20 protein-coding genes are annotated in these 25,168 nt (G+C 62.7%); 8 read left to right on the top strand and 12 right to left on the bottom strand.

From position 1 onward, the window contains the following. Positions 1-139: 139 nt before the first annotated feature. Positions 140-433, top strand: a complete 294-nt coding sequence (locus H6678_11435) for a hypothetical protein (protein ID MCB9474414.1) — start codon at positions 140-142, stop codon at positions 431-433. Between the two features lie 243 nt (positions 434-676). Beyond that, positions 677-2,113, top strand: coding sequence for a hypothetical protein (locus tag H6678_11430; protein MCB9474413.1), 1,437 nt, complete (start codon positions 677-679; stop codon positions 2,111-2,113). Between the two features lie 285 nt (positions 2,114-2,398). Here the strand turns inward: H6678_11430 and H6678_11425 are convergent, their stop codons facing one another. From H6678_11425 to H6678_11380, 10 genes are all read right to left on the bottom strand, one after another. Beyond that, entirely contained in the window at positions 2,399-3,874 is a 1,476-nt protein-coding gene (locus H6678_11425) for an aminotransferase class III-fold pyridoxal phosphate-dependent enzyme (GenBank protein ID MCB9474412.1), read from the bottom strand. 428 nt (positions 3,875-4,302) lie between these two features. Continuing rightward, positions 4,303-5,073: an NYN domain-containing protein gene (locus tag H6678_11420; GenBank protein ID MCB9474411.1), complete on the bottom strand. Its 771-nt coding sequence runs from the start codon at positions 5,071-5,073 to the stop codon at positions 4,303-4,305. Positions 5,074-5,116: 43 nt separating this feature from the next. Continuing rightward, entirely contained in the window at positions 5,117-6,277 is a 1,161-nt protein-coding gene (locus H6678_11415; GenBank protein ID MCB9474410.1) for an RluA family pseudouridine synthase, read from the bottom strand. Next, positions 6,258-6,785, bottom strand: coding sequence for a signal peptidase II (locus tag H6678_11410; protein MCB9474409.1), 528 nt, complete (start codon positions 6,783-6,785; stop codon positions 6,258-6,260). The genes H6678_11415 and H6678_11410 overlap by 20 nt, the downstream gene beginning before the upstream one ends. A 49-nt stretch (positions 6,786-6,834) precedes the next feature. After that, a complete protein-coding gene (locus tag H6678_11405; protein MCB9474408.1) occupies positions 6,835-7,203 on the bottom strand; it encodes a TraR/DksA C4-type zinc finger protein in 369 nt (122 codons plus the stop codon). Then, positions 7,203-10,349: an isoleucine--tRNA ligase gene (locus H6678_11400; protein MCB9474407.1), complete on the bottom strand. Its 3,147-nt coding sequence runs from the start codon at positions 10,347-10,349 to the stop codon at positions 7,203-7,205. Before H6678_11400 ends, H6678_11405 begins: the two co-directional genes overlap by 1 nt. A 16-nt stretch (positions 10,350-10,365) precedes the next feature. Continuing rightward, complete coding sequence (locus H6678_11395; GenBank protein ID MCB9474406.1) at positions 10,366-11,208, bottom strand: purine-nucleoside phosphorylase; 843 nt, start codon at positions 11,206-11,208, stop codon at positions 10,366-10,368. Next, on the bottom strand, positions 11,195-11,812 hold the full coding sequence (locus H6678_11390) for a DivIVA domain-containing protein (GenBank protein ID MCB9474405.1): 618 nt from the start codon (positions 11,810-11,812) through the stop codon (positions 11,195-11,197). Before H6678_11390 ends, H6678_11395 begins: the two co-directional genes overlap by 14 nt. A gap of 52 nt (positions 11,813-11,864) precedes the next feature. Beyond that, positions 11,865-12,134 carry a YggT family protein gene (locus tag H6678_11385; protein ID MCB9474404.1) on the bottom strand — a complete coding sequence of 90 codons (270 nt, stop codon included), beginning with the start codon at positions 12,132-12,134 and terminating at the stop codon, positions 11,865-11,867. A 34-nt stretch (positions 12,135-12,168) separates the two neighbouring features. Continuing rightward, entirely contained in the window at positions 12,169-12,867 is a 699-nt protein-coding gene (locus tag H6678_11380; protein MCB9474403.1) for a YggS family pyridoxal phosphate-dependent enzyme, read from the bottom strand. A gap of 116 nt (positions 12,868-12,983) precedes the next feature. Between H6678_11380 and H6678_11375 the strand changes: the two genes are divergently transcribed. Beyond that, positions 12,984-13,670: a hypothetical protein gene (locus tag H6678_11375; GenBank protein MCB9474402.1), complete on the top strand. Its 687-nt coding sequence runs from the start codon at positions 12,984-12,986 to the stop codon at positions 13,668-13,670. A 6-nt stretch (positions 13,671-13,676) separates the two neighbouring features. Here the strand turns inward: H6678_11375 and H6678_11370 are convergent, their stop codons facing one another. Together H6678_11370 and H6678_11365 are read right to left on the bottom strand one after the other, a co-directional pair. Beyond that, positions 13,677-15,113 carry an RsmB/NOP family class I SAM-dependent RNA methyltransferase gene (locus tag H6678_11370; GenBank protein MCB9474401.1) on the bottom strand — a complete coding sequence of 479 codons (1,437 nt, stop codon included), beginning with the start codon at positions 15,111-15,113 and terminating at the stop codon, positions 13,677-13,679. Further along, entirely contained in the window at positions 15,110-15,889 is a 780-nt protein-coding gene (locus tag H6678_11365; GenBank protein MCB9474400.1) for an SDR family NAD(P)-dependent oxidoreductase, read from the bottom strand. The genes H6678_11370 and H6678_11365 overlap by 4 nt, the downstream gene beginning before the upstream one ends. Positions 15,890-16,284: 395 nt before the next feature. Here H6678_11365 and H6678_11360 point away from each other — a divergent pair, with 395 nt between their 5' ends. From H6678_11360 to H6678_11340, 5 genes are all read left to right on the top strand, one after another. Further along, positions 16,285-17,787: a carboxypeptidase M32 gene (locus tag H6678_11360; GenBank protein MCB9474399.1), complete on the top strand. Its 1,503-nt coding sequence runs from the start codon at positions 16,285-16,287 to the stop codon at positions 17,785-17,787. Positions 17,788-17,934: 147 nt separating this feature from the next. Then, complete coding sequence (locus H6678_11355) at positions 17,935-19,002, top strand: branched-chain amino acid aminotransferase (GenBank protein ID MCB9474398.1); 1,068 nt, start codon at positions 17,935-17,937, stop codon at positions 19,000-19,002. 813 nt (positions 19,003-19,815) lie between these two features. Next, positions 19,816-20,259 (top strand): hypothetical protein, encoded by a 444-nt coding sequence (locus H6678_11350; protein MCB9474397.1) that lies wholly within the window; start codon positions 19,816-19,818, stop codon positions 20,257-20,259. After that, positions 20,256-20,771, top strand: a complete 516-nt coding sequence (locus tag H6678_11345) for a hypothetical protein (GenBank protein ID MCB9474396.1) — start codon at positions 20,256-20,258, stop codon at positions 20,769-20,771. The genes H6678_11350 and H6678_11345 overlap by 4 nt, the downstream gene beginning before the upstream one ends. Beyond that, positions 20,768-24,868 carry a hypothetical protein gene (locus H6678_11340; protein ID MCB9474395.1) on the top strand — a complete coding sequence of 1,367 codons (4,101 nt, stop codon included), beginning with the start codon at positions 20,768-20,770 and terminating at the stop codon, positions 24,866-24,868. Before H6678_11345 ends, H6678_11340 begins: the two co-directional genes overlap by 4 nt. Positions 24,869-25,168 lie beyond the last annotated feature (300 nt).

Raw genomic sequence — 25,168 nt, 5'->3', positions numbered from 1 at the left:
CACCAGGCCGGTTTGACAAAATGAGCAAACCGTGCATTTTCAACGGGCTGCTCAGCGAAACTTCTGAACTCAGGAACTCCAAGGCTCTTTGGCCTCCACTTTGCACTACATGATGCAAGGCAAACAGAAGGAGGAAAAAATGTCCGCTGTCTCTTCCAATCAGGTCGTCGACACCCTACGCAAATTCAAGATGCACAAGCGCGACCTGGAGCTGCGCCTGGACGCCGTTCACGAAGAGCGCGATGACTTGCGCCATCTGGTGAGCCTGCCCATGAATCCGCGCTGCCGGCAGATCCCCTTGAAGGATTCCGAGAAGGACTGCCGTCTGGTGGAAATCTTCGACCGGGTGGACGATGGGCGCTACTTCCAGAAGGAAATGGCCGAAATGGTGTCGGAACGCATCCTTTCCCGCCTCTGGAATATCAACTTCTGAGCGTTTTCCGCTGAAGCGCCCTCCCCCCTTGGTGCGCTTCGGTTTTGCGCATTGGTCGCAATCGTTCGGGCCGGCGTCATGCCGGCTCGAACTCTCTCGGTGACATCTGCCTTGGATCGATGGCGGACCGATCACCACTGCGCCGGACCCATTGCCTGCCCGCGGCCCCTTTTTTCCTACTTTCGGCGGTCGGCACCCCCGCCGGTGCCTGAAATTGACCCTCCAGCAACGACAGGAAACATCATGGTCCACCCGTTCATCCAGGCCGGTCTGGCACTCTGCCTCGCCGCTGCGGCCTGCGCCCAGTCCACGGACGATCTGACCGCCGAAGTCACCGGCACACGCCTCAACACTCAGGTGGGATTGGGAGCCGTGTCCATTGACGGGCAGATCTGGCAGCAGATCAGTGTGCGCCCCGAATTCTCGATCGGGAAAATCGGTGTCGCGCTGGATCTGACCCTCTACTTCGACGCCGAAGGCAGCATCCGCAAGGAAGATTGGGACGAACCCGCCGACCTGCTGGACAAGATCTACTACGTGCGCTGGGGCCACAAGGGTGATCCACTGTATGTCAAGGGCGGCAGTCTGGATGACGTGACCATGGGATACGGCATTCTGGTGAAGGCTTACAGCAACGCGGTCGAGTATCCCAGCGTGCGGCGGACGGGCATCGAGTTCGATGTCTCACCGGGCAAACTCCAGATCGAAGGCCTGCTGGCCAACATCCGCGAGCTCAACGGCCCCGGCCTCTTCGCCCTGCGCGCCAGTCATCCCGTGTTCGGCAAGTTGCGCGCGGGCGCGACTCTGGCCATGGACGGCAATCTCTACGCGGGTCTGCGTGACGCCGACGGAGACAATGTGCCCGACGCTCTGGATCGCTACAGTGACTTCAACGACGCCAGCCAGCAGGCGGGCTGGCGCACCCTTCACGACCTGAACCCTGACCTGGTCAACGGCCTGGCCGATTACCCGGGTGACGACTGGGTGCTGGGCCCGCTGGCAGACTATTCCAGTGCCGAGGAAACCGTGACCGGCATCGGCGCCGACCTGGGATACGAGCTGCTGCCCAATCTGGATGTATACATCCAGTGGGCCAAGTTCATCGACTTCGGCAACGGCGTGGCCCCGGGCGTCCGCTGGCAGCCGCTGCACTGGCTGAGCGCCGGCCTGGAGTACCGTGACTATGGCGACCAGTTCATTGGCGAATTCTTCGACCGCAGCTACGACCTGGAGCGCACGGTCTTCGACGGTGACAGCGTGCTCACCAAGCGCGAAGCCCTGCGCACGGCCGTGGCGATGAGTGGCTACTACGCCGACGCGCGTGCCAACGTCTTCAATCTGGCCACCGTGTTCGCCGCCTACACCAGCATGAAACCCAAGACCGACACCAGCGTGGACGACCAGAACAGCCTGCGCGCCGCCGCGGCCCTCAACATGGCCAAGGTGCCCAAGCTGAGCGAGCTGAGCGCCTACTACCAGCAGACCCGGGTCAAGCGCCTCTTCGACCTCAAGACTCCCTCCGCCCTCCACGGCATCCGCCTGGGGTACGAAATGGCGCCAGGCGTGAACCTTGTGATGCACTGGCGCACCAGCTATGTCGACATCAACGGCGATGGACGGATCAAGGGCGACGACGAGACCGTCAAGACCTTCCTGATCGAGACCGTATTCCAGCTCTAGTCAATGCGTGGTCACGCACATCACGGCCAGTCGGAACCATCCGGCTGGCCGTTTCTGCGTTGTGCTGTCATGGGAACTTGATGGTTCTGCGGGGTTGTTCGCGGTGTCGGACGAGAGGGCTGCCGCGGTGGTGGGCGGAATGGCGGTCGACGTGAAGGACAAGGGAGTGATCCGGATCAGGGTCCCGGAGGTCAGGGGTGCGACGGCCCTTGCAGCGGTCGCCGTCACCGAACACGAGAATGGGCACCCGGGGGTGCCCATTCGGAGTTCAAGGCGTCACACCAATTACCCGGCAAGACGCTTCCTGAGGATCTCGCGCACGCCCTGGACGATCAGGGTGATCTGCTCGGACGTGATCGCGAAATGGGGCGTGAAGCGCAGGCCGTTGTGGCCGCCGTGGATCATGTGAATCCCGTGGCGGCGCAGATCTTCTTCCACACCACCGGCACCGTTGACGGGAAGCCGCGCCGGGTCCAGTTCGATGTTGACCATCAGGCCGGTGCCCAGCACGCCCTTCACGGCGGAGCCGAATTCGCTGGCCAGCTGCTCGAGGCCTTGCTTCAACTGCGTACCGCGCGCGACGATGTTGCTGCGCAGCTCGTCGGTCATCGATTCCAGCACGGCGCAGCCGACTTCCAGCCCGCGGGGACAGGTGGTCATGGTGTTGCCGTAGACGCCGGTCACATACAGCTCGGCCGCCCGCGCATTGAGCGCCAGCACGGACAGTGGGTACTGCCCTGCGTTCAGTGCCTTGGAAAAGGTTTCCAGATCGGGGGCTTCGTGCCTGGCGAATCCGGGATAGTCCACGATGCTCAGGTGGCCCGTGGCACGGAAGCCGGCCTGGATCGAGTCACACATCAGCAAGGCGCCGTGCTCGCGGGTCAGGCGCCTGGCCAGGCCGTAGAATTCAGGGGTGAGCGCCAGTCCGGGCTCGCCCTCGCCCATCACCGGCTCGATGAAGAAGCCCTCGTAGAACACGCCATCGGCCGCGGCGCGGGCGAAGACTTCCTCAAGCTGGGCCAGATTGTTCGGCTCCACCAGAGTCAGCTGGTCGCGGTCACGGAACGAGGCCAGCGTGCGCTTGTAGGTGCCCAGTGTGGATCCGGAGATGCGCGCCGCTGGATCGGTGCGGCCATGGAAGCCGCCTGCCAGACTGAGGTAGCGGATGATGTGTCCCGCGTGCGGTGCGCCCGACTGGGTCTGGCGGAAGGCGTGCAGGTCCGTGATGCGTGCCGACATGGTCACCGACTCGGAACCGCTGTTCAGGCAGATGAAACGGCTGTAGGGACAACCCGGGCCCGTGTGTCCGATTTCCGCTTTCAGCAGAGCGGAGAAGCGGGCCTGGCTGTGGCTGGGAGTCATCACGTTGGCCATGACCCAGGGTCTGGCCAGAGCGGCCAGCACGGATTCCGGCGCGTGTCCCAGGCCCAGCATGCCGTAGCCACCGGAATCATGCAACACGGCGCCATGCTGGCTGACGATCCAGGGGCCACACGCACCCGCGGGGACGTAGGGGCTGCGGGCCGCATCTCCGTAGAAGTTCAGGTAGTCGGCCTGGAGCTGCGCACACAGGGAATCTTCGGACAAGCCGGCAGATCTTTGGGCGCTCATGGCCAGCACTTCGGCATGCGCCCGGGCGATGGCGATTCCAAGGTCCTTGTCGGAGGCCAGGAAGGGGTCAAGGACGGCATCGGACAGACCCACGGTGCCATGGGGTCCGGCCAGTCGACGGATGTCAGCGAGCTGTTCACGTACGGTCATTGGTGTCTTGCCTTTCGTGCTGTGTGCGCCATGCGTCTGGCCTTTGAGTACCAGCTGGCGAGGGGGGGACCCGTTCCTGGCAGATGCGCCCGGGAGGGCAGATCTCCATCAATGGGTGACGAGGAACATGGGGAAAAAACGTCGCAGTCCAAAACCTGCACCGGTGAATACAAGTCCTTCATGATCAATGCCTTGTGATTCATGACCCGTTCGATGACCGTCACGGTGGCGGTCGAGGTAGAGGACAAGGTCGTGGGCGAGGTGACGGTCGAAGCGATCGTCGATCCAAGGGACGCGGCAAGGGTCGATGGGACCGTCATGAAGACGGTTCCGTCGACCCACACGATGATCCACACCGACCCCCCGGAGACACGCCTCCCCCCGCAGGCCAGGCCGGCGGGGGGAGGCGTCATTTCCGGGGAGCTGGATCACAGGCCCTTGAGCTTGGTGATGACCCAGGTGCCGCCCCGCGCGCGGTCGCGGTTGGCCTCGAGCACGTCGAACTTCATCGCGTCTTCCAGCAGCTCGCCGAAATTGGCGTAGTTCCAGCTGGATTCGTTGAAGGAAGGATTCTTGCGCTTGATCGTGTCCTTCACCAGTGAGGCGTAAAGAATCTCGTGACCCTCGCGGATCAGCGCGTTCACGGCCTGAACCACGGCACGGAAGGCCGCGGCCTTTTCCTTGGGGACCTTGGGCGCGCCCGCCTGGCGTTCCGGCTCCTTCTCCGGCTCGCTCAGGTCTTCGTAATACAGAAACTCGTCGCAGTTTTCCACCAGCAGCATCGAGGTGCTGTCCTTCATGCCAATGCCCACGACCAGCTTGTTGTTCTCGCGCAGTTTGCTGACGAGAGGGCTGAAATCGCTGTCACCCGAAATGATGGCGAAGGTGTTGATGTGAGGGTTGGTGTGGCACAGATCCAGAGCGTCCACCACCAGACGGATGTCGGCGCTGTTCTTGCCCGTGACGCTGCGCTTGGGAATGTCGATCAGTTCGATGTTGTGCGAGTGCAGGGCCGCCTTGTAGCGGTCGTAATACTTCCAGTCGGCGTAGGCCTTCTTGGCGATGATCCGGCCCTTTTCCAGCAAACGGTCGAGCACCAGGCGGATCTCGAATCCGTTCTTGCGGGATTCTCTCAGGCCGATGGCGATGTTGTCGAAGTCGATGAACAAGGCCAGGTTGCGTTCGTTGGGTGTATCCATTGTGTGTCCTGTCGTGGTTGGCTGCGGGCGTGTGGCCCCAGCATCAGTGTGAGTGTCGACTCTCCGACGCAGGCGCCACGGGGGGCAACCAGTCGAAGACCGACTCGGTCAGGGGCAGGGGGGCGCGACCGCCCAGAGCCTGCTCTCCCGCGATGATCGCCCGCATGTCCGCGGGCAGTTCCGCCTCGAATTCCATCCGCTGGCCCGTGATGGGGTGAATGAAACCCATTCTCCAGCTGTGCAGTGCCTGGCGATCCAGGATGGCCAGATAACGACGTGCCCGCTGCACTCGGTCGCCCGTGAACCCGGCACGCTTCTCGTTGCGCCCGCCGTATACCGCATCGCCGAAAACCGGATGCCCCAGATGTTCCATGTGAACCCGGATCTGGTGGGTGCGGCCCGTTTCCAGCTTGAGTTCCAGCAACGAGAGGAATTCATAGCGGGCGGCCGTACGGTAATAGGTACGAGCGCTGCGGCCCCGGCCCTGGTGCACGATCGCCATCCGCAGGCGATCACGCAGGTCGCGCCCGATTTCCGCGTCCACCTGGCCGCTCAGCGCCCGGGGACTGGTCCAGACGATGGCGCGGTAGAGCCGGTGGATGGTGCGATCGTGAAACATGCGCGACAGCGCCTGAATCGCCGGTGTGGATTTGCCCACCACCATCAGGCCGGTGGTTCCGCGATCCAGGCGGTGCACGATGCCGGGCCGGAACTCCTCATCGGCTTCCTGGGGCAGCCCGGCGATGTAGCCCATCAGTGCATTCACCAACGTGCCGCTGTAACACCCGCGACTGGGATGCACCACCATCTCGGCGCTCTTGTCAATCACCAGCAGGTGCTCATCCTCGTGAATGATGTTCAGGGGAATTCGTTCGGCGCGTACCACCGGACGTGGTTTGCGGGGCACCTGCAGCTGGACCCGCTGTCCGGGAAGCACCTTGATCGACGGCTTGGGAACCGCCTCGCCATCCACGAGCACCGACCCGACTTCGATCAGTTGCTGCACGCGCGAGCGTGAGACAAAGCGGATCTGACGGGACAGAAATCGATCGATGCGCTCGGGACTCTGGTTCTGGCCGATCAAGATGTCCAGATCCTGCAGCTCGACCTCATCCTCATCACCCGTGATGCCGGGTTCCGCGTCGCTGTCCTCATCCAGCTCGGAGATGAACTCCACCAGGGAGCTACGCTTGCGGGGACTCATCCGGGGTTCCTGCGGGCACTGGCTGATCGTCCAGGTGTCCCGTGAGTGAGAGGGCGATGATCAGCAGCATGCCCACGAAAATGAAACTGTCGGCCACGTTGAAGACCCACCAGCGCTCGAGCTGCAGACCGGCCCAGTCGATGGGGCCGAAGGAGATGGCCGGCAGATTCAGGTCGGGAATGTCCACATCCACCATGTCCGTGACCCCGCCGAAGAGCGCGCGGTCGATCAGATTGCCCACTGCGCCGCCGATCACCCAGGGCAGGATCGCGGCCAGCCGCCGCGAGGCGGGTTGCACCGTATCACGCATGAGAATGCGCAGCCAGAAAGCCAGGGCGATCACCGCCACGATCGAGAACACGGTGAGCACGCTCATGGGCAACACATCCATGCCCATCACGGCCGCACGGTTCTCAACATGGGTCAGCCGGACAAGATTGCCCAGAAGGGGGCGGGACTCACCCAGGGCCATGCCGTTTCGTGTGGCCAGCTTGGTCAGCTGGTCCACGATCACGCAGCCTGCGATGATGACGGATGCCTTGACGCCGGTGATGATGCTATTCCTTGTGATCGATGCAGGTCTTGGCGGTGGGCACAACCTTGAGTCGCCCCTCGCCAATTGGCGCACCACAGATCATGCAGAGCCCGTAGGTGCCGTTCTCGACACGCTCGAGAGCCGCCTCGATGGTCTTGATGAACTTCCCCTGACGATGGGCGAACATCATCATCTTCTCGCGTTCCTGGGCATCGGTTCCCTGGTCGGCCATGTGCAGCGAGTACGTGCTGTTCTCACCGGACGAACTGGACAGTCCACTCTCCAGTTCCTTGCGGCTGTATTCCAGCTCTTCCTTGGCGTCGTGAAGTTTCTGCTGCAGGATCTTGCGCCACTGCTCCAGCTCCTTCTTTCCCAGTGCCTTGTGTTCCATCAGTCCTCCCCGGCCGATCGCTCCAGTCCGATGGCCGCTTCTTCCTCGTTCAATGTGACGGGTTTCAATGCCCCGTTTGCGGAAACCATGTCCAGGGACACTGCCAGTGTCTCCCGGCAGATGTACTCACGATGTGCCTCGGCGGCGGCCAGAACCGCGGGACTTCCCGCCAGTTGCAGACGAATCCGGTCGGTCACATCCAGCTCGCTCTCCTTGCGCAGGGTCTGGATCCGATTCACCAATTCGCGCGCCAGACCTTCCTGCAGCAGATCCTCGTCCAGCTCCGTGTCCAGTGCCACGGTGAAGCCCTGCTCGGTGATCACGATCAGTCCCTCGCGCTCCTCGCGCTGGATCGCGATACCCTCGAGACCCACCGCCACGCCCAGCACATCAATCGTGCCGCCCGCCTCCAGGGTTTCGATTTCACTCATGCCCCAGTCGGCGATGATCGCGGCCGCCTCGGGCATGCGCTTGGCGAAGAATCGCCCCAGCTCGCGATAGTTGGCCTTGACTGACAGGTGCACCAGGTCTTCCTCGCGGCGACTGATTTCCACCTGCCGCACATTCAGCTCTTCGCGGATCAGGCCTTCCATGCGGTGCACGAAGGCATCATCGCTCTCGCGCCCCACCACCAGCAGCATCTTGCGCAGGGGCTGGCGGGTCTTGATGTTGTGTCGCGAGCGCAGGCTGCGGCCCAGATTGACCGCGTGAGTGACCAGACTCATCTCGCTCTCAAGCACCTCGTCGCGCTGTTCGTGTGACACGTCCGGCCAACGACAGAGATGCACGGATTCGGGAAGCCCGGGCTCGGCGCGCCGGATCAGTCGCTGATACACGGTCTCGGTGACGAAGGGCAGGAACGGTGCCAGGATCAGCGTCAGGTCCCGGATGCAGCGGTAGAGAGTACTGAATGCGGCCTGTTTGTCGGCACCATCCTCGCTCTTCCAGAACCGGGTACGGCTGCGACGGATGTACCAGTTGCTGAGATCCTCGATGTAGGCCAGCAGGGCCGTGCTGGCCGTGTAGACATCATACCCCTCGAGGGCCTGCTCCACCTGTCCGATCACACGCACGCTGGCGCTGCGGATCCAGCGATCCAGCTCGGAAAGCTGGCCGGGCTGGCCGTCAAAGGTCCAGTCCTCGATGTTGGCGTAGGTCACGAAGAAGCTGTAGATGTTCCAGTAGGGAATCACGATGTCGCGCACCGCGTCCCGCACCAGGTCATCGCTGTAGCGCTTCTGACCCCAGGGGTGGCTGTTGTAGAATGTCCAGCGCACCGCGTCGGCCCCGAAACGCTCGAAGAGCTCGCCCGGGTCCACCACGTTGCCCAGGGTCTTGGACATCTTGCGACCGTCCTTGTCCGCGATCAGACCCGTGCAGATCACATTGCGAAAACTGCTGCGGCCGGTGAGAATCGTGGACAGCGCCAGCAAGGTGTAGAACCAGCCGCGGGTCTGATCCAGTCCCTCGCAGATGAAGTCCGCCGGGTACTGGTTCTCGAACAGGGCTTCGCTGCCGGGTTTGGCCGGATAGCCGAATTGCCCCCAGGGCATCAGGCCCGCATTGAACCAGCAATCCAGCAGATAGGGTTCGCGCGTCATGCGTGCGCTGCAGTCGGGGCAGCTCACCTCAACGTAGTCGATCCAGGGCGCGTGCAGGTCCAGCTCCTGATCCATCGGCTGTGACACATACTGCTGCAGTTCGGCCTTGCTGGCCACGCAGAGTTGCTTGCCGCAGGCACAGCTCCAGATGGGCATCGGGCTGCCCCAGTAGCGGTCCCGGCTCACGCCCCAGTCGATGTTGTTTTCAAGCCAGTTGCCGAAGCGCCCGTCCTTGATGTAACCGGGGTACCAGTTGATTTCGGCGTTGGCCGCCAGCAGTTGCTCGCGAACGGCGGAGGTGCGGATGAACCAGCTGGTGCGTGCGAAGTACATCAGCGGATTCTCGCACTTGTAGCAGTGCGGATAACTGTGGGTGTGCTTGTGCTTGTGCTGCAGCAGACCGCGGGACTGCAGGTCCTTGAGGATCTCAAGATCCAGGCCATCAGCCTTGAAATAGCGTCCCGTATACGGACCACAGCCCTCGATGAAGTGACCGGTTTCGTCCACATGCTGGATGCGGGGCAGATTGTCCCGCTTGATCATCCGGTAATCGTCTTCACCATACAGCGCCAGATGCACGATGCCGGTGCCGTCTTCGGCGGTCACGAAATCACCCATCAGAGCGTGATGGGGCACACGGCCCTCGGTGTCGGGTCCCGCGAAGAAATCCCAGAGGGGCGTGTAGGCCATGCCGTCCAGCTCGCGTCCCTTGACGGTCTTCACCAGACGGAAGGCATGCCCGTCGAGCACACTCTCCACCAGCTCGCGGGCCAGGATCAGAGTATCGCCGTCGACCTCGACGAACACATAGTCCAGCTCGGGATTGAGCGCCAGCGCCGTGTTGCCGATCAGCGTCCAGGGCGTGGTCGTCCAGGCCAGGAAATAGGTTCGCTCAAGCCCGACCACGGGAAAACGAGCGGTCAGGGTCAGGTCCATCACATCCTGGTAGCCCTGGGCCACCTCGAAACTGGAGAGCGTGGTGCCGCAACGCGCACAGTAGGGCATGATCCGGAAGTCACGGTACAGCAGGCCCTTGTCCCAGATCTGGCGGATCACCCACCAATCGCTCTGGATGTAGTCGTTGGTCAGGGTGGCGTAGGGGTCGCTGAGGTCCAGGAAACGCCCGATGCGGCGGATGCTCTGCTCCCAGTCGCCCTTGAATCGGAACACGGTGGAGCGACAGTACTCCATGAACTTCTCGACGCCGTAGGCCGGGATCTGGCTCTTGTCCTCGATGCCCAGCTCGCGTTCGGCCTTCAGCTCCACCGGCAGGCCGTGGGTATCCCAGCCGGCCTTGCGCAGCACACGGAAGCCCTGCATGGTCTTGTAGCGCGGCCAGAGATCCTTGAGCGAACTCTGCAGCATGTGCCCGATGTGCGGCTTGCCGTTGGTGCCGGGAGGGCCGTCGTAGAAGACCCAGTCCGGCCCTTCGCTGCGCTGTTCGATCGATTTCTCGAAGATGCGCTCCGCGGACCACCAGTCCAGGATCTGGTTTTCAAGGGCGGGAAAATCTGCCTGGCCCTCGGCGGGGATATAGCGACTCACAGATGTCTCACATTCTTCAGGTTCGTGCTGGCAGTGCTTCCACCAGTGCGGCCAACAGTCGGGTCATGCCCGGTTCGGCCTTGCCGGCGATGGCCAGGATCTCGTCCAGGGCCACTTCCTTGAGCGCCTCGGGAAAACACTCGTCCGTGATCACGGACATCCCGAAGACCCGCATGTTCATGTGTCGGGCCACGATGCACTCGGGCACCGTGCTCATGCCCACCACGTCGGCTCCGATCGTACGCAGGAAACGGTACTCGGCCCGGGTTTCAAGGTTTGGGCCGGCCACCGCCACGTAAACGCCCTTCTGGACCGGCACCTTGTGTTCCAGCGCCAGTGCCGAGGCCAGCTCGATCAGCTCGCGATCGTAGGGCGCACTCATGTCGGGAAAACGCACGCCCAGCTCGTCCAGGTTCGGCCCGATCAGGGGATTGTCGCCCAGCAGGTTGATGTGGTCTTCCATGATCATCAACTCGCCGGCGCGGTACTGCGGATTCACGCAACCGCAGGCATTGGAGGCCAGCAGGGTATCGATGCCCAGCCGGTGCATCACGCGCACCGGGAAGGTCAACTGCTGCATGCTGTAACCTTCGTAGTAATGGAAGCGTCCCTGCATGACCAGGACGCGGCGCCCGCGCAGCGTTCCGGCGAGCAGTCGTCCGTGGTGGCTTTCCACGGTGGACAGCGGAAAGTGGGGGATGCTGGCGTAGTCCATCTCCGCATCGATGTGCAGTTGGCCTACCAGACCGCCCAACCCAGTGCCCAGAATGATGCCCGCAGCGAAGGGGGCCGCGCCCGTGATCGAGCGGATATGTGCGGTGGCCTCGTCGATGCGGGCCATCTGCTCAGACGTGGTCATGCGAACTCCGCTCTGGATCGGCTTTCAGCTCGTTTTCCCTGACCGTACCACCCGTGGATGGCATTGCCGGGGTTTCCTCGATGGCCGGGGCAGGGTCGGCCAGGGCCGCCGGTGCCACACGGTCGACCTTGCGTTCCAGCGGGCGCTCTTCGACCCGCACTGCCGCCAGAACCTCCAGCAGGTCGATCTGACCTTTCAGCAGGGCGCGCAAGCGCGTCACGAAGGAAGTGCGCTGTTCTTCCAGCATGTGCAGGTCGCTGCGCAGACTGGACAGGCGTTCCCGGGCATCGGCGCTGATGCGCGACGCATCCAGTTCGGCCTGTTTGAGAATCAGTTCCGCCTCGCGCTGGGCGTGTTCGCGGGTTTCCTGACTGGAATTCTGTACCGCGATCAGCGTGTCACGCAACCCGTTCTCCATGGACCGGTAATTGAGCAACTGCTGCTCCAGGTCCTCGATGCGGGCGCGGGATTCCGCCAGTTCGCCCTCGCGCTGGCCGGTCTGCTCGGCCACCGTATCCAGAAATGCCTGCACTTCTTCGGGGTCGAGTCCGCGCATCACCTTGCGGAAGGAGAAGTTTCGAATGTCGTTGGCGTTCAGTCTCACGCTGCCTCCCGGGAGTCCAAAGGGTCTGCCTGGTTTTCGGTTGTCGCGCCCGCTAGAGAATCCAGATCAGCACGCGACGGGTGATCAGTACCAGGAAGATGGCCCACATCGGGGTCAGGTCGATTCCCAGCTGATCCAGTGCGGGAGTGTAACTGGAGACGAACTTCCGGATGGCACCGAAGAGGGGCTCGGTGGCGCGGTAGATCAGTTCCACGAACCGGTTTTCAGGGCCAAGGTTCATCCAGTGACACACCACCGCCGCGATGATGATCAGGACGTAGGCCTGTGCTGCATTGTGCACGAACATTTCGATGAACGACATGCCCCCTCCCGGCATTTCCCGATGCTGCCACCGGTTATGAATACAGCAGGCTGCCGATGCGCAGCAGACTGGCTCCCTCCTCGACCGCGATCTCGAAATCGCCACTCATGCCCATCGACAGCTCGGGCAGGGGCCGCCCCAGGCGATCCTGCAGTCGGTCCCGCAGAGTTCGCAGCAGACGAAAACTGCTGCGCACCGTGGACTCGTCGGCCTCGGCCGCCATGCCCATCAGGCCCAGAACCCGGATGCCTTCGGCTTCGAACCGGGTGACGGACAGCCCATCCAGCTCCTGGGCAGTGAAGCCGCCCTTGGAGGCTTCGCCCGAAATGTTCACCTGCAGCAGGACATTCTGGCCAAGCTGCTGTTCCTGACAATGGCGGGACAGACTTTCCAGCAGGGAAAGGCTGTCCACGCTGTGGATCAACTGGAATCGCCCCATCACGCGGGACAGTTTGTTGCGCTGCAGATGCCCGATGAAGTGCCAGGCTTCCGGCGAGATCCCGGGGGCCTGTTCCTGAAACCACTCCAGCTTGCTCAGGGCGACCTGGACCCGGTTCTCGGCAAAGATCCGGATACCCGCTGAGCGCAACTCAACCATCTCCGGGGCGTCGAGGTACTTGGTGACACCAATCACCTGTACCGTCTGGCTGCGGCCCGAACGTTGCAGGGCCTGGGCGATCCGCTGGTCGATTTCCGCCAGTCTGGCACTGACATCACTGGCGGCAGCACGCATTCCAAAGCCCCGTTTCAATAAACTTTTTAATATATGATGATTCCTGTGAAAGTCGGCCCCGACACTTTTGGCCGAGCAGCACCCGTCACTCATCAAAATCAACGAACCGGAGCGGCATGCCTTCGCACATCCTTGTCACTCTCCTGCTCAAGGAAGCGTTCGCGGTCTGGCGGGAAGAGCCCTGGCGCTTTCTGCTCTTCGGGGTCTTCATCACCGGTCTGAACCTGCTCTGCAGTCTGGCCAGCATCCCTGGCGTGATGATCTTCACCGCGCTCCAGGGCCCGCTGTTCGCCGGTCTGGCGCTCGCCACCGTCTCGGTGGAAGCGGGACAGCGACCGGGGACCGCCGAGTTCCTGGGAGGATCCCGCATGATGGGCCCACTGATGCTGCTGTCATTGTTGACCGGCCTGATCAGTCTGGCGGGTTACATGCTGCTGGTGATTCCCGGACTGCTGATTTCAACGATCTGGTTCTGCGTGGTGCCCTGGATGATCCTGCGGGGCGAGACCCTGAGCGAATCATTGAAAGGCAGCCAGGCTCTGGTGATGCCGGCCTTTCTGGCCGTCTTCGTGCTGGAAGTGCTGCTCGCCGCCGTGGATGCACTTGTGAGCCTGCCCCTGCTGCAACGCGTCCTGTCGGAAGAAGGATCCAGCCTGGAAACCCTGATGCCGGTTCTGCTGGCCAATTGCCTGCTGGTCCCGTTCTCGGGAATTCTGGCAACCCTGGTATTTCTGCAGCAAACAGGTACCCAGCTTCGCAATCGGCAGACCCCTGGCGCGGATTCCGCAGGCAGAAACGCCTGATAGCGATCAGTCGGCAGCCTCATCCTTGCGCAGAACCGCCACGAAGGTGCCGTCGTGGTCCCCAACTTCGGGGTCGAAGCGAATCGCGCCCTGACTCTCCCCGCGCCCATCCAGCGGATCCTGCAGACTGACCGGCTTGAACTCGGGGAAACGCTGCCTGAACAGCGCCACCACTTCCTCGTTCTCGCAGGGCAGCAGACTGCAGGTGGCGTAAACCAGGCGACCACCCGGTTTCACCCGGGGTGCGGCCAGGTTCAGCAAACGGGATTGCAGTTCCCGCAGCTCGTCCAGCTGGATTCCTTCGCGGCGCCAGAGATCCGGGTTGCGGCGCAAGGTGCCGCTGTTGGAACATGGCGCATCCACGAGCACGCCGTCGAAGGCGGGGCCCTTGGGCGGACGGTCGCCCGTCCAGAGATGTACTTCCAGATTGTGCCGACCCGCCAGGGCCAGTCGGCGACGCAACTCCTTCAGCCGCTGTTCATGGGTATCGGTGGCAATCACGACTCCCTTGCCGCCCATTGAATCACAGAGCTGCAGGGTCTTGCCGCCCGCACCCGCGCACATGTCCCACCAGCGCTCGCCGGGCAGGGCTCCGCAGAGCAGCCCGATGGCCTGGCTGGCCGGATCCTGAATCACGAAATCGCCGCGCTGGTAGGATTCCATGTAATAGAGATCCGCCTCGCTGCGCACCGCCCAGCAGCCCTTGAGATCTGGGTGCATGCGCAGTACTTCCACGTGGGCTTCCAGCCCGGCACGCAGGGCATGCACATCCACGCGGGAGCGGATCCAGAGTCCCGGCGGCATCAGCAGCGCTTCGGCCAGTGCGTGCCGATCGCGATCGGTGGGCAGAGCTTCCGTGATCCACGCGGGCAACAGAGATTCCGCCCGGATGCCCCGCAACTCCATCAGCTGCAGACCCAGCCAGTCCAGACGACGGCTCACGGGAGGCAGGGTCCACGAGTTCCATTCGGGCTGGGTCAGTCCGCGGGGCTTGTGCCCGGGAAGGGGCAACCCTTCCATCGCGGCGCACCAGCAGAGCCTTTCGCTGAATTCCATGTCGGCGGGCATCACGCCCGACCAGCGGAACCAGGCCTGCGACAGGCGCAGCAGGCGACGTCGCTGATCGGGGGGCAGCGAGTGCTCCTGGAAAATGCGCGAGAGGGTGCGGTCCGAGCGGTGTCCGGCACGCACGGCCGCATCCACGGCCTTCAATTGATGCAACACGAAGGCCGAGGTTCCGGCTTCGGGAGCCGGAGGCGGACCGGGCTTGCGGCTGCCATCACGCCGTGATGTGCCCTTGCGGGAGCCGCGATCCGCGGGGCGTGAGCCGGAGCGCCCATCACTGCGTCCTGCGGGCCGACCCGGACGATCGGGGCGGGAGGGGCGATCGGGCCTGTCGGATCCTGGGGGCCGCCGGCCCGATCCGGGAGGAGTGGAATTCATGAGCGCCAGTCTCCCCGATGAATCGTGTGAGCCGACCCCTGGCAGGTGGGGTACATCACCATTTCCGCGATCTGGACGTGTGCGGGCCGGTCGAGAGCCCAGACCGCCGCTTCGGCCACATCCCGCGGAGTCAGTGGCTGAACATTCTGGTACACGGCAGCGGCGCGCTGGTCGTCGCCCCGGAAGCGAACCAGGGAAAAGTCGGTCTGCACCATGCCGGGATCAATGGTGCTGACCCGCACGGGAGTGTCGGCCAGTTCGATCTGCAGGGTGCGGGTCAGGCTGAGCACGGCCGCCTTGGTGGCACAGTAGATGCTGCCGCCCTTGTAGGCCTGGCGCCCCGCGATGGACCCCAGATTCAGCACGTGCCCCTGCCCGGCCTCCAGCATGCCGGGCACCAGGGCGCGGCACATGGTGAGCACGGCACGCACGTTGGTATCGAACACCGTGTCACTCTCCTCCGGGTTCGTGTCCTGCAGTGCATCAAAACCCAGAGCCAGCCCGGCATTGTTCACCAGCACGGTCAGGGGGCGGAATTCCACAGGCAGTCCAGCGAGGGCGGCAAGCGTGGCGTCACGATCGCGCAGGTCCACGACCATCGGGAGCACGCGACAGGCGTGCCGGGACTCCAGCTCCCCGACGAGTGCCTCCAGGGGTTCGCGCCGTCGCCCCGACAGAACCAGTCGGGCCACCCGGGGCGCCAGCTGTCGGGCGATTTCCATACCGATGCCGGAACTGGCGCCGGTGATCAAGGCATTCTGTGAATTCAGGCTCATGGCCTCTCCAGGATGAGACGGGGACGGGTCCGGGTCGGAATCGAGACAGGAAAGAACGGCTCTCCGACCTCAGGAAACAAGCGGGTGGTAACCGGGGGGCCAGACTCCGCAACAGGGACAGGGCAAGCGCCAGGGCGCATCGAGTGGCCTTCGCTTGGGGAATCGGGCCGGATTTATTTACTAATTCGGCCTGTGGAAGTCTGCCATCCGAACTTCGGCAGCCGGTCGACCACCCCGCAGATCCTGCTTTGCCGACCCGAGGGTCAGCCGTTTGCAGCCCGGACTGGCTGCTGCCCTGCCGACGTCGCTCCTGCCGGAAGCCCTCGTCAGCCAGGACCGATCCTCCCGGATCCCCTGATCCCGTTCCGGCAGCCATCCAGCACAGGAGTTCTTCCATGTCATCCGCACTCGAGCGCCTGAAGGAAAAGTTGACGACGGTCATCGATCTGAACGGTGCCTGCGCCGTCCTTGGATGGGACCAGCACACCTACATGCCCAAGGGCGGCATCACGGCCAGGGCACGTCAGCTGACCACTCTGTCCCGCCTGTCCCATGAAGCGTTCACCGCTCCCGAGATCGGCACTCTGCTGGCCGAAGCGGAAAGTCAGGCCGGCCAGGCCCCCGAAGACGAGAACGCCGCCATGCTGCGTGCCATCCGGCGCAACTACGATCAGTCGGTCAAGCTGCCGGCCGCCTTCGTGCAGGAAATGTCCGACGCCACCTCCATGTCCTTTGACGCCTGGGCACGCTGCAAGCCCGCGGATGATTTCGAAGGCTTTCGCCCCCACCTCGAGAAGATGGTCGAGCTGTCGCGGCGCGAAGCGGAGTATCTGGGCTATCCCGAGCAGCCCTATGACGCCTTGTTGAACAAGTACGAGCCGGGCATGCTCACCTCGCAGGTGGCCAGCATCTTCGCTGAGGTACGCGACGAGCTGCTGCCGTTCTGCCAGCGTCTCTTCGCCCGGGTGGACCAGGTCGAAGACGGCTTCTTCTTCACCCATTGGGACCGCGATCGCCAGTGGCAGCTGACGATGCAGGTACTGGAAGAAATCGGTTACGATTTCAACCGCGGCCGCCAGGATGAGAGCCCGCACCCCTTCACCACCGACTTCGGCATTCCCGATGTGCGAGTGACCACGCGGATCCACACCGACCAGTTCAAGGCCGGTCTCTACGGCACGATCCATGAGGGCGGCCACGCGCTGTACGAGCAGAATGTGGACCCGCGCTACGACCGCACCATGCTTGCCGGCGGCACCAGCCTGGGCATCCACGAGAGCCAGAGCCGCCTCTGGGAAAACCTGATCGGTCGCAGCCGCGATTTCTGCAATTATTGGTATCCCGTGGTCAAGGCCCTGTTTCCCAAGAACATGGAAGGTGTGTCGAAGGAGCAGTACTACCGCGCGATCAACAGGGTCGAACCCAGCCTGATCCGCATCGAGGCCGACGAGGTCACCTACAGCCTGCACATCTTTCTGCGCTTCGAGCTGGAACTGGAATTGATCTCGGGCACTTTGAAGGTCAAGGATCTGCCGGCCGCCTGGGACGAACGGATGGAAAAGTATCTGGGCATCCGGCCCGACCGGGTCAGCCGGGGCTGCATGCAGGACATGCACTGGTCCGACGCCAGTTTCGGTTACTTTCCCACCTACGCGCTGGGCAACCTGTATGGCGTGAGCATTCTCAACACCCTGCGCGAGCAGCAGCCCGCGATCCTCGACGGAGTGGCGCAAGGCCAGTTTCTGCCTCTTCGCGACTGGTTGACGGATCAAGTCTACCGCCACGGAAGCCGTTATACGGCCAGCGAGCTGATCCAGCGCATCACCGGGCGCGCCCTCGAGGCGGCACCCTTCGTGAGTTATATCAAATCGAAGTATTCGGGCATCTACGATCTATAAGGCCGGTCATTTCGCCACGAATGGCGTGGTTCCGGCCGAATCCGTCCGGGAGAACCCCGGTCCGTCCGCGAGGACGGAAGCTCACAATCACCGCATCCGGCACGTTCCCCGGAACAAGTCCGGAGCTTCAGGAATCCAGGAGGCATGATGGACCCCTTCCCCGTACACCGCAACCCCGCCAGCAGGATGGGCTCCATCGACTTCAACAACCTGCGTTTCGGCTGTTACTTCTCCGACCACGTGTTTCAGATGACCTATTCCAACAAAGCCTGGCACACACCGGAAATCGTGCCCTACGGTCCGCTGAATCTGGAACCCTCGAATCTGACGCTGCATTACGGCCAGGCGATCTTCGAAGGACTGAAGGCCTATCGCCACGCCAACGATGTGATCTCGATCTTCCGCCCCGATCGGTACATGGATCGCATGGTCAACAGTTGCCGCCGCCTGTGCATTCCCGATCCGCCCAAGGACATCGTGCTGGAAGGCCTGAAGCAGGTCGTGGAGCTGGACAAGGAATTCGTGCCTCACGAGCACGGACACAGCCTCTACCTGCGTCCCTTCGTGTTCGCCACCGACAATGCGCTCGGTGTGCAGGAGAGCAAGACCTACAAGCTGATGATCATCACCAGCCCGGTGGCCGCCTACTATCCCGAAGGCATCAAGCCCGTCAAGCTGGATGTGCCGCCCGAATACATCCGCGCGGCCGCCGGTGGCACGGGTACCGCCAAGACCCCGGCCAACTACGCCGCCAGCCTGCTGCCCGCCAAGAAAGCGCGCGAAGCGGGGTACACCCAGGTCCTCTGGCTGGATGCCCAGGAGCATCGCTACATCGAGGAAGTGGGCACGATGAACATCTTCTTCGTGATCGGCGACGAAGTGATCACGCCACCCCTGACCTCGGGCACGATTCTGGGTGGCATCACCCGCATGACCGTGCTGGAGCTGCTGCGCGAATGGAACTACAAGGTCAGCGAACGCCGTCTCACGATTGACGATGTCCTGGCCGCCCAGGCCGCCGGTGAACTGAAGGAAGTCTTCGGCACGGGCACCGCGGCCGTGATCAGCCCGGTGGGCGAGATCCATTACAAGAACGAGACCCTCACCATCAACAATTTCAGCATCGGCCCCATCGGGCAGCGCCTGTACGATGAGATCGACGGCATCCAGTACGGTCTGCGCGAAGATCGCCACGGTTGGAACCTGCTGCTCTAGTCAGCACGACCCAGCGGAATCACCAGGGGGAAGGCAGTGCTGCCTTCCCCTTTTCGCTCGTGCCCCGGTCGCCCGGTCCGGGGAAGGAAACGCGATCGGGGAGTTGTCCCGATCTTTGCAGGGCGCAGTAAATCCCGTTTTCGACACGGCGCATACGGTTCCCTGCCCGGGTCTCCGGTGGTGGACACGAGCGCCCGCGAAGAAGCTGGCCGAACCAATGATTTCGCATTGCCGATCTTTGTTTCTTCATGGCGAATCTTTTGTTTCACCGTGATTTGAGACCAAGGCCCGATTTTTCAAGGATCCGCCCAGCCGCTTCCATGTCCTCGCCGGACACGGAGAGGCTGCCGTTGCCAAAGGCACTTCTGCTGCAGTCTTCGCGGACCCGGCATCCCCATCACGGGGATCGCCCGCAATGCGGCGAAATCCTTCTGACCGATCCTGTACAGACAGCTTGCCAGTTACTGAACAGCATGAACACCGAAGGAGATGGCAAGCCAGAAAATCGGCTGCCACAGGCGCGGGGAGAACCAGAGAGCACGAGGGATTTTCGTGAGTGGAAATCCAGGTCTGTAACCCAGATCACATCTCGCGCGACAAGGGCTTCCAAGATTGTGCCGTCGCCAGGAATCAGTCGATTCTTCCTCGTCACCATCACCGGGTCACGCCGATCGGTGAATACCGAGGTCCGGGAGTCTCCAGGGCCACCGGAACGACCTCATCAAATGGCTCCGAGCAATGCAATTCGAATGACATAAAGGGGGGTGCCCGCAGGCATCGGCTGCACCCCGGTTCACAAAGAAGGAGAGTGACATGAAGCGACACATTCTGGGAGCACTTGCTTTCAGCCTGTTGTTGGGAACCCTGGCTCACGCGGATGTGGACAAGGCTCCCACCGTGGAAGGTCTGCGGGCACAGGCCTTGCAGATCCCACTGACCGAGACGGCCGAAACGGCGCTGAACGACTTGTACACCGAACGTGACACATGGACCACCAGTTTCGACTGGGGCACCCGTGAAGATCTGGTGGCTCGTCAGCAGGCTTTTCAGGCGGGCATGAAAGGCTTTGAGGTCCGGGGTCACGAGATCATGCGTGACATGTACCAGAGCCTGGGTTACACCGAGCTGGCGCAGAAGGAGCAGGACGCGATCTCCTGGAAGGAGACCCCGGCCAGCGAGCGAGCCCGCGTGTTGACCGAGCGCAACGGCATTGCCGAAGAGGTTCAGACCCCCGAAGCCAGTGAGGTGGCCAAATGAAGAAGCAATTGCTTTCCGGCGCCCTGCTGGTACTGGTCCTCGCCAGCCTGAATCTGGCGATGGCCGAAACGGAAAATGACACCCGCGACGAGAATCAGACATACCGCCGCACCGAAGACACCACTCCACGCACCACTCCCGGGGTGGCAACGGTTGAGGCCGCAGAGGGACTGCGCTCCGCCCCGACCATGCCCAATCCTGAGATGGAAAGCCTGCGCGAAGGATTCAGCCAGCGTCGTGACGCTCTGCTGAACCAGCTGCAGGGCCTGAACGGATCCGAGGCCCTTGAGGTCGAGCGCAGTCTGGAAAACCTGACCAAGGAGCAGAACATCGCCGAACTGACCCTGCTGATCGGGCAGGCCGATGCCAAGGGCAACACGGAGTATTCCTCCCGCCTGCGCGAAGCACTGGCAGCGGAAACCGCTCCCGTGCCGGCCGCCCGCAACACGGAACCCGTGTTGAGTCACGAGCAGAAACTGCAGGCCCTGAAGGCCGGGGAGAGCCGCAAATGAAACGAGCACTGATTCTTGCCCTGCTGAGCGCGGCCACCGCACCCAGCGTCTTCGCCCTGCACAACATGAACCTGGAGCAGAAGAACGCCTTCCTGCCCCGTGACCAGTACCTGGATCTGGTGACACCCGACAAGGTGAACACCCAGCACGTGGTGGTCCAGTTCATCGAGGACACGCGTGTGCGCCTCGTCGATGGCCGCCTGGTCTCGCTGGAAGGTCTGAACCTGGACAAGTTCAACAACTTCCTGGCCAACCATCCGGAAATCCGCATCCGGCGCAACATCACCAGCAAGACCGTGGAGGAAGTGGACGCCTGGATCGCGCGCGGCGAAGAGCTGAGCGGCGTGGACCTGGTGGACATGAACAACTTCTACACCCTCGAGATCCACGCCACCAATCAGGACCCCAAGGGCCTGCTGGAAGAGCTGCTGAGCGACTCGATGGTCGAGACCTGCTACTACCACCCGCTGGTACAGCTGGCGACCTGCAATGCGGACGTGGCCCCGACCACCGGCAACTACTTCAGCCAGCAGGACTATCTGGACCCAGCTCCCGGTGGAGTGGACATGAACTATGCCTGGAATTTCAGCAGCTACGGCAACGGCTCCTCCGGCAACTGGATCATGGACATCGAGAACGACTGGTGCAGCAACCACGAGGACATGAACGATACGTTCTCGATCACCAACTGGGACGGCAGCAACAACGACGCCGATGGTGACCACGGCACCGCCGTGATGGGCATTGTGGGGGCGTGCAACAACGGCTTCGGCGTGACCGGCATGGTGCACGACAACACCATGCGCGCCTGGAGCTGGTCGGGCAATGGCGATCCCTATCCCGATGTCTCCGATTCGATCGCGGGCGTGGAAGGCCCGATGATCACGGGTGACACCTACCTGATCGAGATTCACGCCCCCGGCCCCTCCCAGGGCACGACCTGCACCTGCAACTGCGGGCAGTTCGAGTACATCGCCATGGAGTACTGGTCGGCCAACTTCAACGCCATTGCCGCGAACACGGCCAATGGCCTGTACTGCGCCCAGGCGGCCGGCAACGGCAGCATGAATCTGGACAGCGCCGTCTACGGCGGTGCCTTCAATCGCAATGTACGCGACAGCGGCGCCGTAATCGTGGGAGCCGCCACCGACGACGCCACCCACGACCCCACCTGCTGGACCAACCATGGTACCCGCATTGACCTGTACGGCTGGGGGCAGAACGTGGAGACCCTCGGTTATGGCGACCGCTTCGATGGCGTTGGCGGAAACTGTGCCCAGGAATACACGGCCGGCTTCAGTGGCACGTCCAGTGCCACCCCGATCGTGGCCGGCACGATGGCCAGTCTGGCGCTGATTCATCGTTATGGTGATGCAGCCGCCTGGATGTCGCCCACCACCCTGCGCAGTCGTCTGCAGATCAACGGCACGCCCCAGGCCACGGATTTCACCCGTGAGCTGAATGTGATGCCCAACCTCAAGGGCGTGCTGGCCCCTGATCTGGAGCCCTACCCGGCCGGTTGGGATGACGACATCGTGGCCAAGATCTCCACGGCCGCTCCCGATGGCGAGATTCCCGCGAGCGCGCTGGTGCCCGCTCCGGCCACCAGCTACATCGACTGGAAGTGGATCAATTCCAGCTACTACAGCACAGCCGCCACGGCACGTTCAGCGTACTATCTGGATGATGTGCTGAAGGCTTCCGGGACATACACCAATCTGCCGCCCAACACCTTCACCTTCGTGCGCGAGTACGCCACAGCGGTACGGGGCGGACGCCACCTCCTGAGCCAGCGCTGCGACGATCTGAGCGTTCTGGACGAAGGTGACGAGACCGACAACAACAGCTATGCCGCCTACGTATGGGAAGGCACAACCCTGGCCGAGGATACTCCCACCAGCTTCACGCGCGCTCCCAAGAGCACTCCCACGAACTACTCCTATTTCTCGTGTGACGGGTACTACAATGGGGGCAGCAACTACGGTTTCTGGGATGTCTGGGCCGTGTGCGCCAACGACGGCAGCAGCAATTACGACATCCGCATGCACGCGGAAGTTCCCACCGCCACGACCGGATTCGGTGCCAACGTGGCCTACAGTGCCCTGTCCACGTCCATCGACTTCGTGGGCACCAACGCCAACGGCGGCAGCGATGGCGACCGGGTGGGCGTGCTCAACCCCTCCGACAGCAGTTCGGGATATACCATCGAAGGGGATGGCTCCACATATCTGGGTACGCCCACGGCCACTCCGGTGCTGGATGCCAGCGGCAACCTGGATGTCAACGAGCTGGTGGATGTGTACGAGGTGCATCTCACCAGCGGCTCGCCCGTGCAGTTCATCCTGAATGTCTGCAGTGGCAACGCCGATGTGGTGATGACGATCTTCCGCCCCAGCCAGCAGTACTTCACCCGCAGCGCGGCCACGGCCACGATCAACGCCAACGGCCAGGGGCTGGGCGAGGAGACCCTGTTCACTCCCACGGAAACCGGCTATCACGCCGTGGTCATTTCCAAGAACACCCTGGCCGATCTCAGCCGCAACGCGAGCTACGAACTGATCTGGGGCGATGCCAGCATCGGCGACCTGACCCACGGTGTTTACAGCAACTGGGATGACGACATCGTCGTGCGCGTGGGCGGAAGCATCGGCGTCGAACCCTCGACGATCAACCCGGGCAACATGGTCGTGGACGCCGGTTACACCAACATCAGCTCCAGCGGCACCTTCCAGGGCGGCTCGAACACCTCGTTCACCCTGAATGGGCCCACCGTGTACACGACGGGCAACTTCATCCCCTTCTCGCCCCTGCTGACATCCTTCACCAGCAACAACCCGCTGGGACCCGTGATCGGCGGGCGCTACGAGATCGGCGTGCACCTTGACACCAACTCCGAGGTCACCGAGATCAGCGAAGTCAGCTCGTGCCTGAACGACAACAACCACGCCTGGGAACGCTACGTCGTGGTGCCGCAGCCGCTGACCAGCCAGAGTCCGCAGACCATCGCGGCGGCTCCGAACTATCGTGACACGACTGCTCCCTCGACACCCGGTGGAAACTTCATGCAGCACGGCTTCTCGGTGGATCCGACGAGCTGGAGCTTCATCGCGGCCACTGTGACCGATGTGGGTGCGGGAGAAGGACTCAACATCCACGCCTACGACTACCATGCCACGGGCGTCAGCACTCCCCTGCTGGATCCCGTGAGCAACAGCATCGGTGCCGACAACCAGGTGGTGTACGTGGGTGTGAATGGCCTGAGCGCACTTGGCGTCAAGGACGTGGGCATCAACAACCACCAGACCTGGCAGAGCGAGCCCAGCACCAGCACCTACCGGGTGAACTACTGTGACCGCATCGCGACGCTGGCTCCCACGGGCACCAACGGCCCGTACGACATGAATTCAGGTTTCCTGGTCCACTCCTACTCGATCTACATGTACTCGGGAAGCACCTACGACGTCATCATGGACATCATGAGTGGCACCGCTGACCTTGGCCTGGCCGTGTATCCTGCGGGTCTGCAGTACACCGACATGGGTGACGCGGTGCTGACGCTCAACAGTGGTGGCGGTGGAGTGGATGAGAGTGGCAGTTTCGTGGCCTCCACCACGGGTTGGTATGGCATTGCCGTGTACAAGACAAGCAGTGCGGATCTGAATCTTTCGGCCCAGTACCGCCTGCGCTTCAACGCGCCGGGCGCCCCGATGCCGATCACCGATCTGCAGATCGTTCCCGACGAGCTGGACACCACGGACGGTACCATCTACTTCCACTACACCTTCACGCCGGTAACCCAGGACGTGAATGGCAGCCCGATCGCGGTGGATCATTACGACCTGTACTACGCATTCGACCCCTACGCCAGTTTCCCGGCCGGTTGGACTTATTACAGCAGCTATGCCGGCAGCCCGACTCCGTCGATTCCCCACGCCACCCTGGAAAAGATCCTGCTCCGCATGGTGGCCGTGGATACCGATGGCTTCGTGATCACCAGCGATGCGGGTACCACGGGCAAGACTCTGCGTTCGGAAGAGTTGCGCAGCCTGAGCCGCAAGGCTGAAGTCGGCGCACCCATCGGAGCCCCGATTCGCTGAACGTCCTGCATCGAGTCAATCCAAGCGGCCCGCCATCTGGCGGGCCGCTTTCGTAGTGGCTGTGCACGGACCCGCACAAGCTGGCGTTTGACTCAGCAGGACTGCCCGGAGATGTGTGTTTCCACGTCCCACGGACAGGTCAGCAGGCGCCGACCGGGAAAATTGTGTCCAACAAGCAGCATTCGGAAACTCGCCCCGGCGACAGCCTGCAAGGATCGAACAACCAGCCCCCCGGTCCTCAGGGATCGGGGTTTTTCGTGTCATGTGATCGGACGGGAGCGGGAGTGGAAATGACGGGGA

Source organism: Candidatus Delongbacteria bacterium (genome assembly GCA_020634015.1).
GTDB lineage: Bacteria > CAIWAD01 > CAIWAD01 > CAIWAD01 > CAIWAD01 > JACKCN01.
This window is presented reverse-complemented; position numbering and strand designations above follow the sequence as displayed.

Coding starts and splice junctions, on each gene's coding strand:
- H6678_11435 (MCB9474414.1), top strand. CDS start 140: ATGTCCGCTGTCTCTTCCAATCAGGTCGTCGACACCCTACGCAAATTC.
- H6678_11430 (MCB9474413.1), top strand. CDS start 677: ATGGTCCACCCGTTCATCCAGGCCGGTCTGGCACTCTGCCTCGCCGCT.
- H6678_11425 (MCB9474412.1), bottom strand. CDS start 3,874: ATGACCGTACGTGAACAGCTCGCTGACATCCGTCGACTGGCCGGACCC.
- H6678_11420 (MCB9474411.1), bottom strand. CDS start 5,073: ATGGATACACCCAACGAACGCAACCTGGCCTTGTTCATCGACTTCGAC.
- H6678_11415 (MCB9474410.1), bottom strand. CDS start 6,277: ATGAGTCCCCGCAAGCGTAGCTCCCTGGTGGAGTTCATCTCCGAGCTG.
- H6678_11405 (MCB9474408.1), bottom strand. CDS start 7,203: ATGGAACACAAGGCACTGGGAAAGAAGGAGCTGGAGCAGTGGCGCAAG.
- H6678_11395 (MCB9474406.1), bottom strand. CDS start 11,208: ATGACCACGTCTGAGCAGATGGCCCGCATCGACGAGGCCACCGCACAT.
- H6678_11385 (MCB9474404.1), bottom strand. CDS start 12,134: ATGTCGTTCATCGAAATGTTCGTGCACAATGCAGCACAGGCCTACGTC.
- H6678_11380 (MCB9474403.1), bottom strand. CDS start 12,867: ATGCGTGCTGCCGCCAGTGATGTCAGTGCCAGACTGGCGGAAATCGAC.
- H6678_11375 (MCB9474402.1), top strand. CDS start 12,984: ATGCCTTCGCACATCCTTGTCACTCTCCTGCTCAAGGAAGCGTTCGCG.
- H6678_11370 (MCB9474401.1), bottom strand. CDS start 15,113: ATGAATTCCACTCCTCCCGGATCGGGCCGGCGGCCCCCAGGATCCGAC.
- H6678_11365 (MCB9474400.1), bottom strand. CDS start 15,889: ATGAGCCTGAATTCACAGAATGCCTTGATCACCGGCGCCAGTTCCGGC.
- H6678_11360 (MCB9474399.1), top strand. CDS start 16,285: ATGTCATCCGCACTCGAGCGCCTGAAGGAAAAGTTGACGACGGTCATC.
- H6678_11355 (MCB9474398.1), top strand. CDS start 17,935: ATGGACCCCTTCCCCGTACACCGCAACCCCGCCAGCAGGATGGGCTCC.
- H6678_11350 (MCB9474397.1), top strand. CDS start 19,816: ATGAAGCGACACATTCTGGGAGCACTTGCTTTCAGCCTGTTGTTGGGA.
- H6678_11345 (MCB9474396.1), top strand. CDS start 20,256: ATGAAGAAGCAATTGCTTTCCGGCGCCCTGCTGGTACTGGTCCTCGCC.
- H6678_11340 (MCB9474395.1), top strand. CDS start 20,768: ATGAAACGAGCACTGATTCTTGCCCTGCTGAGCGCGGCCACCGCACCC.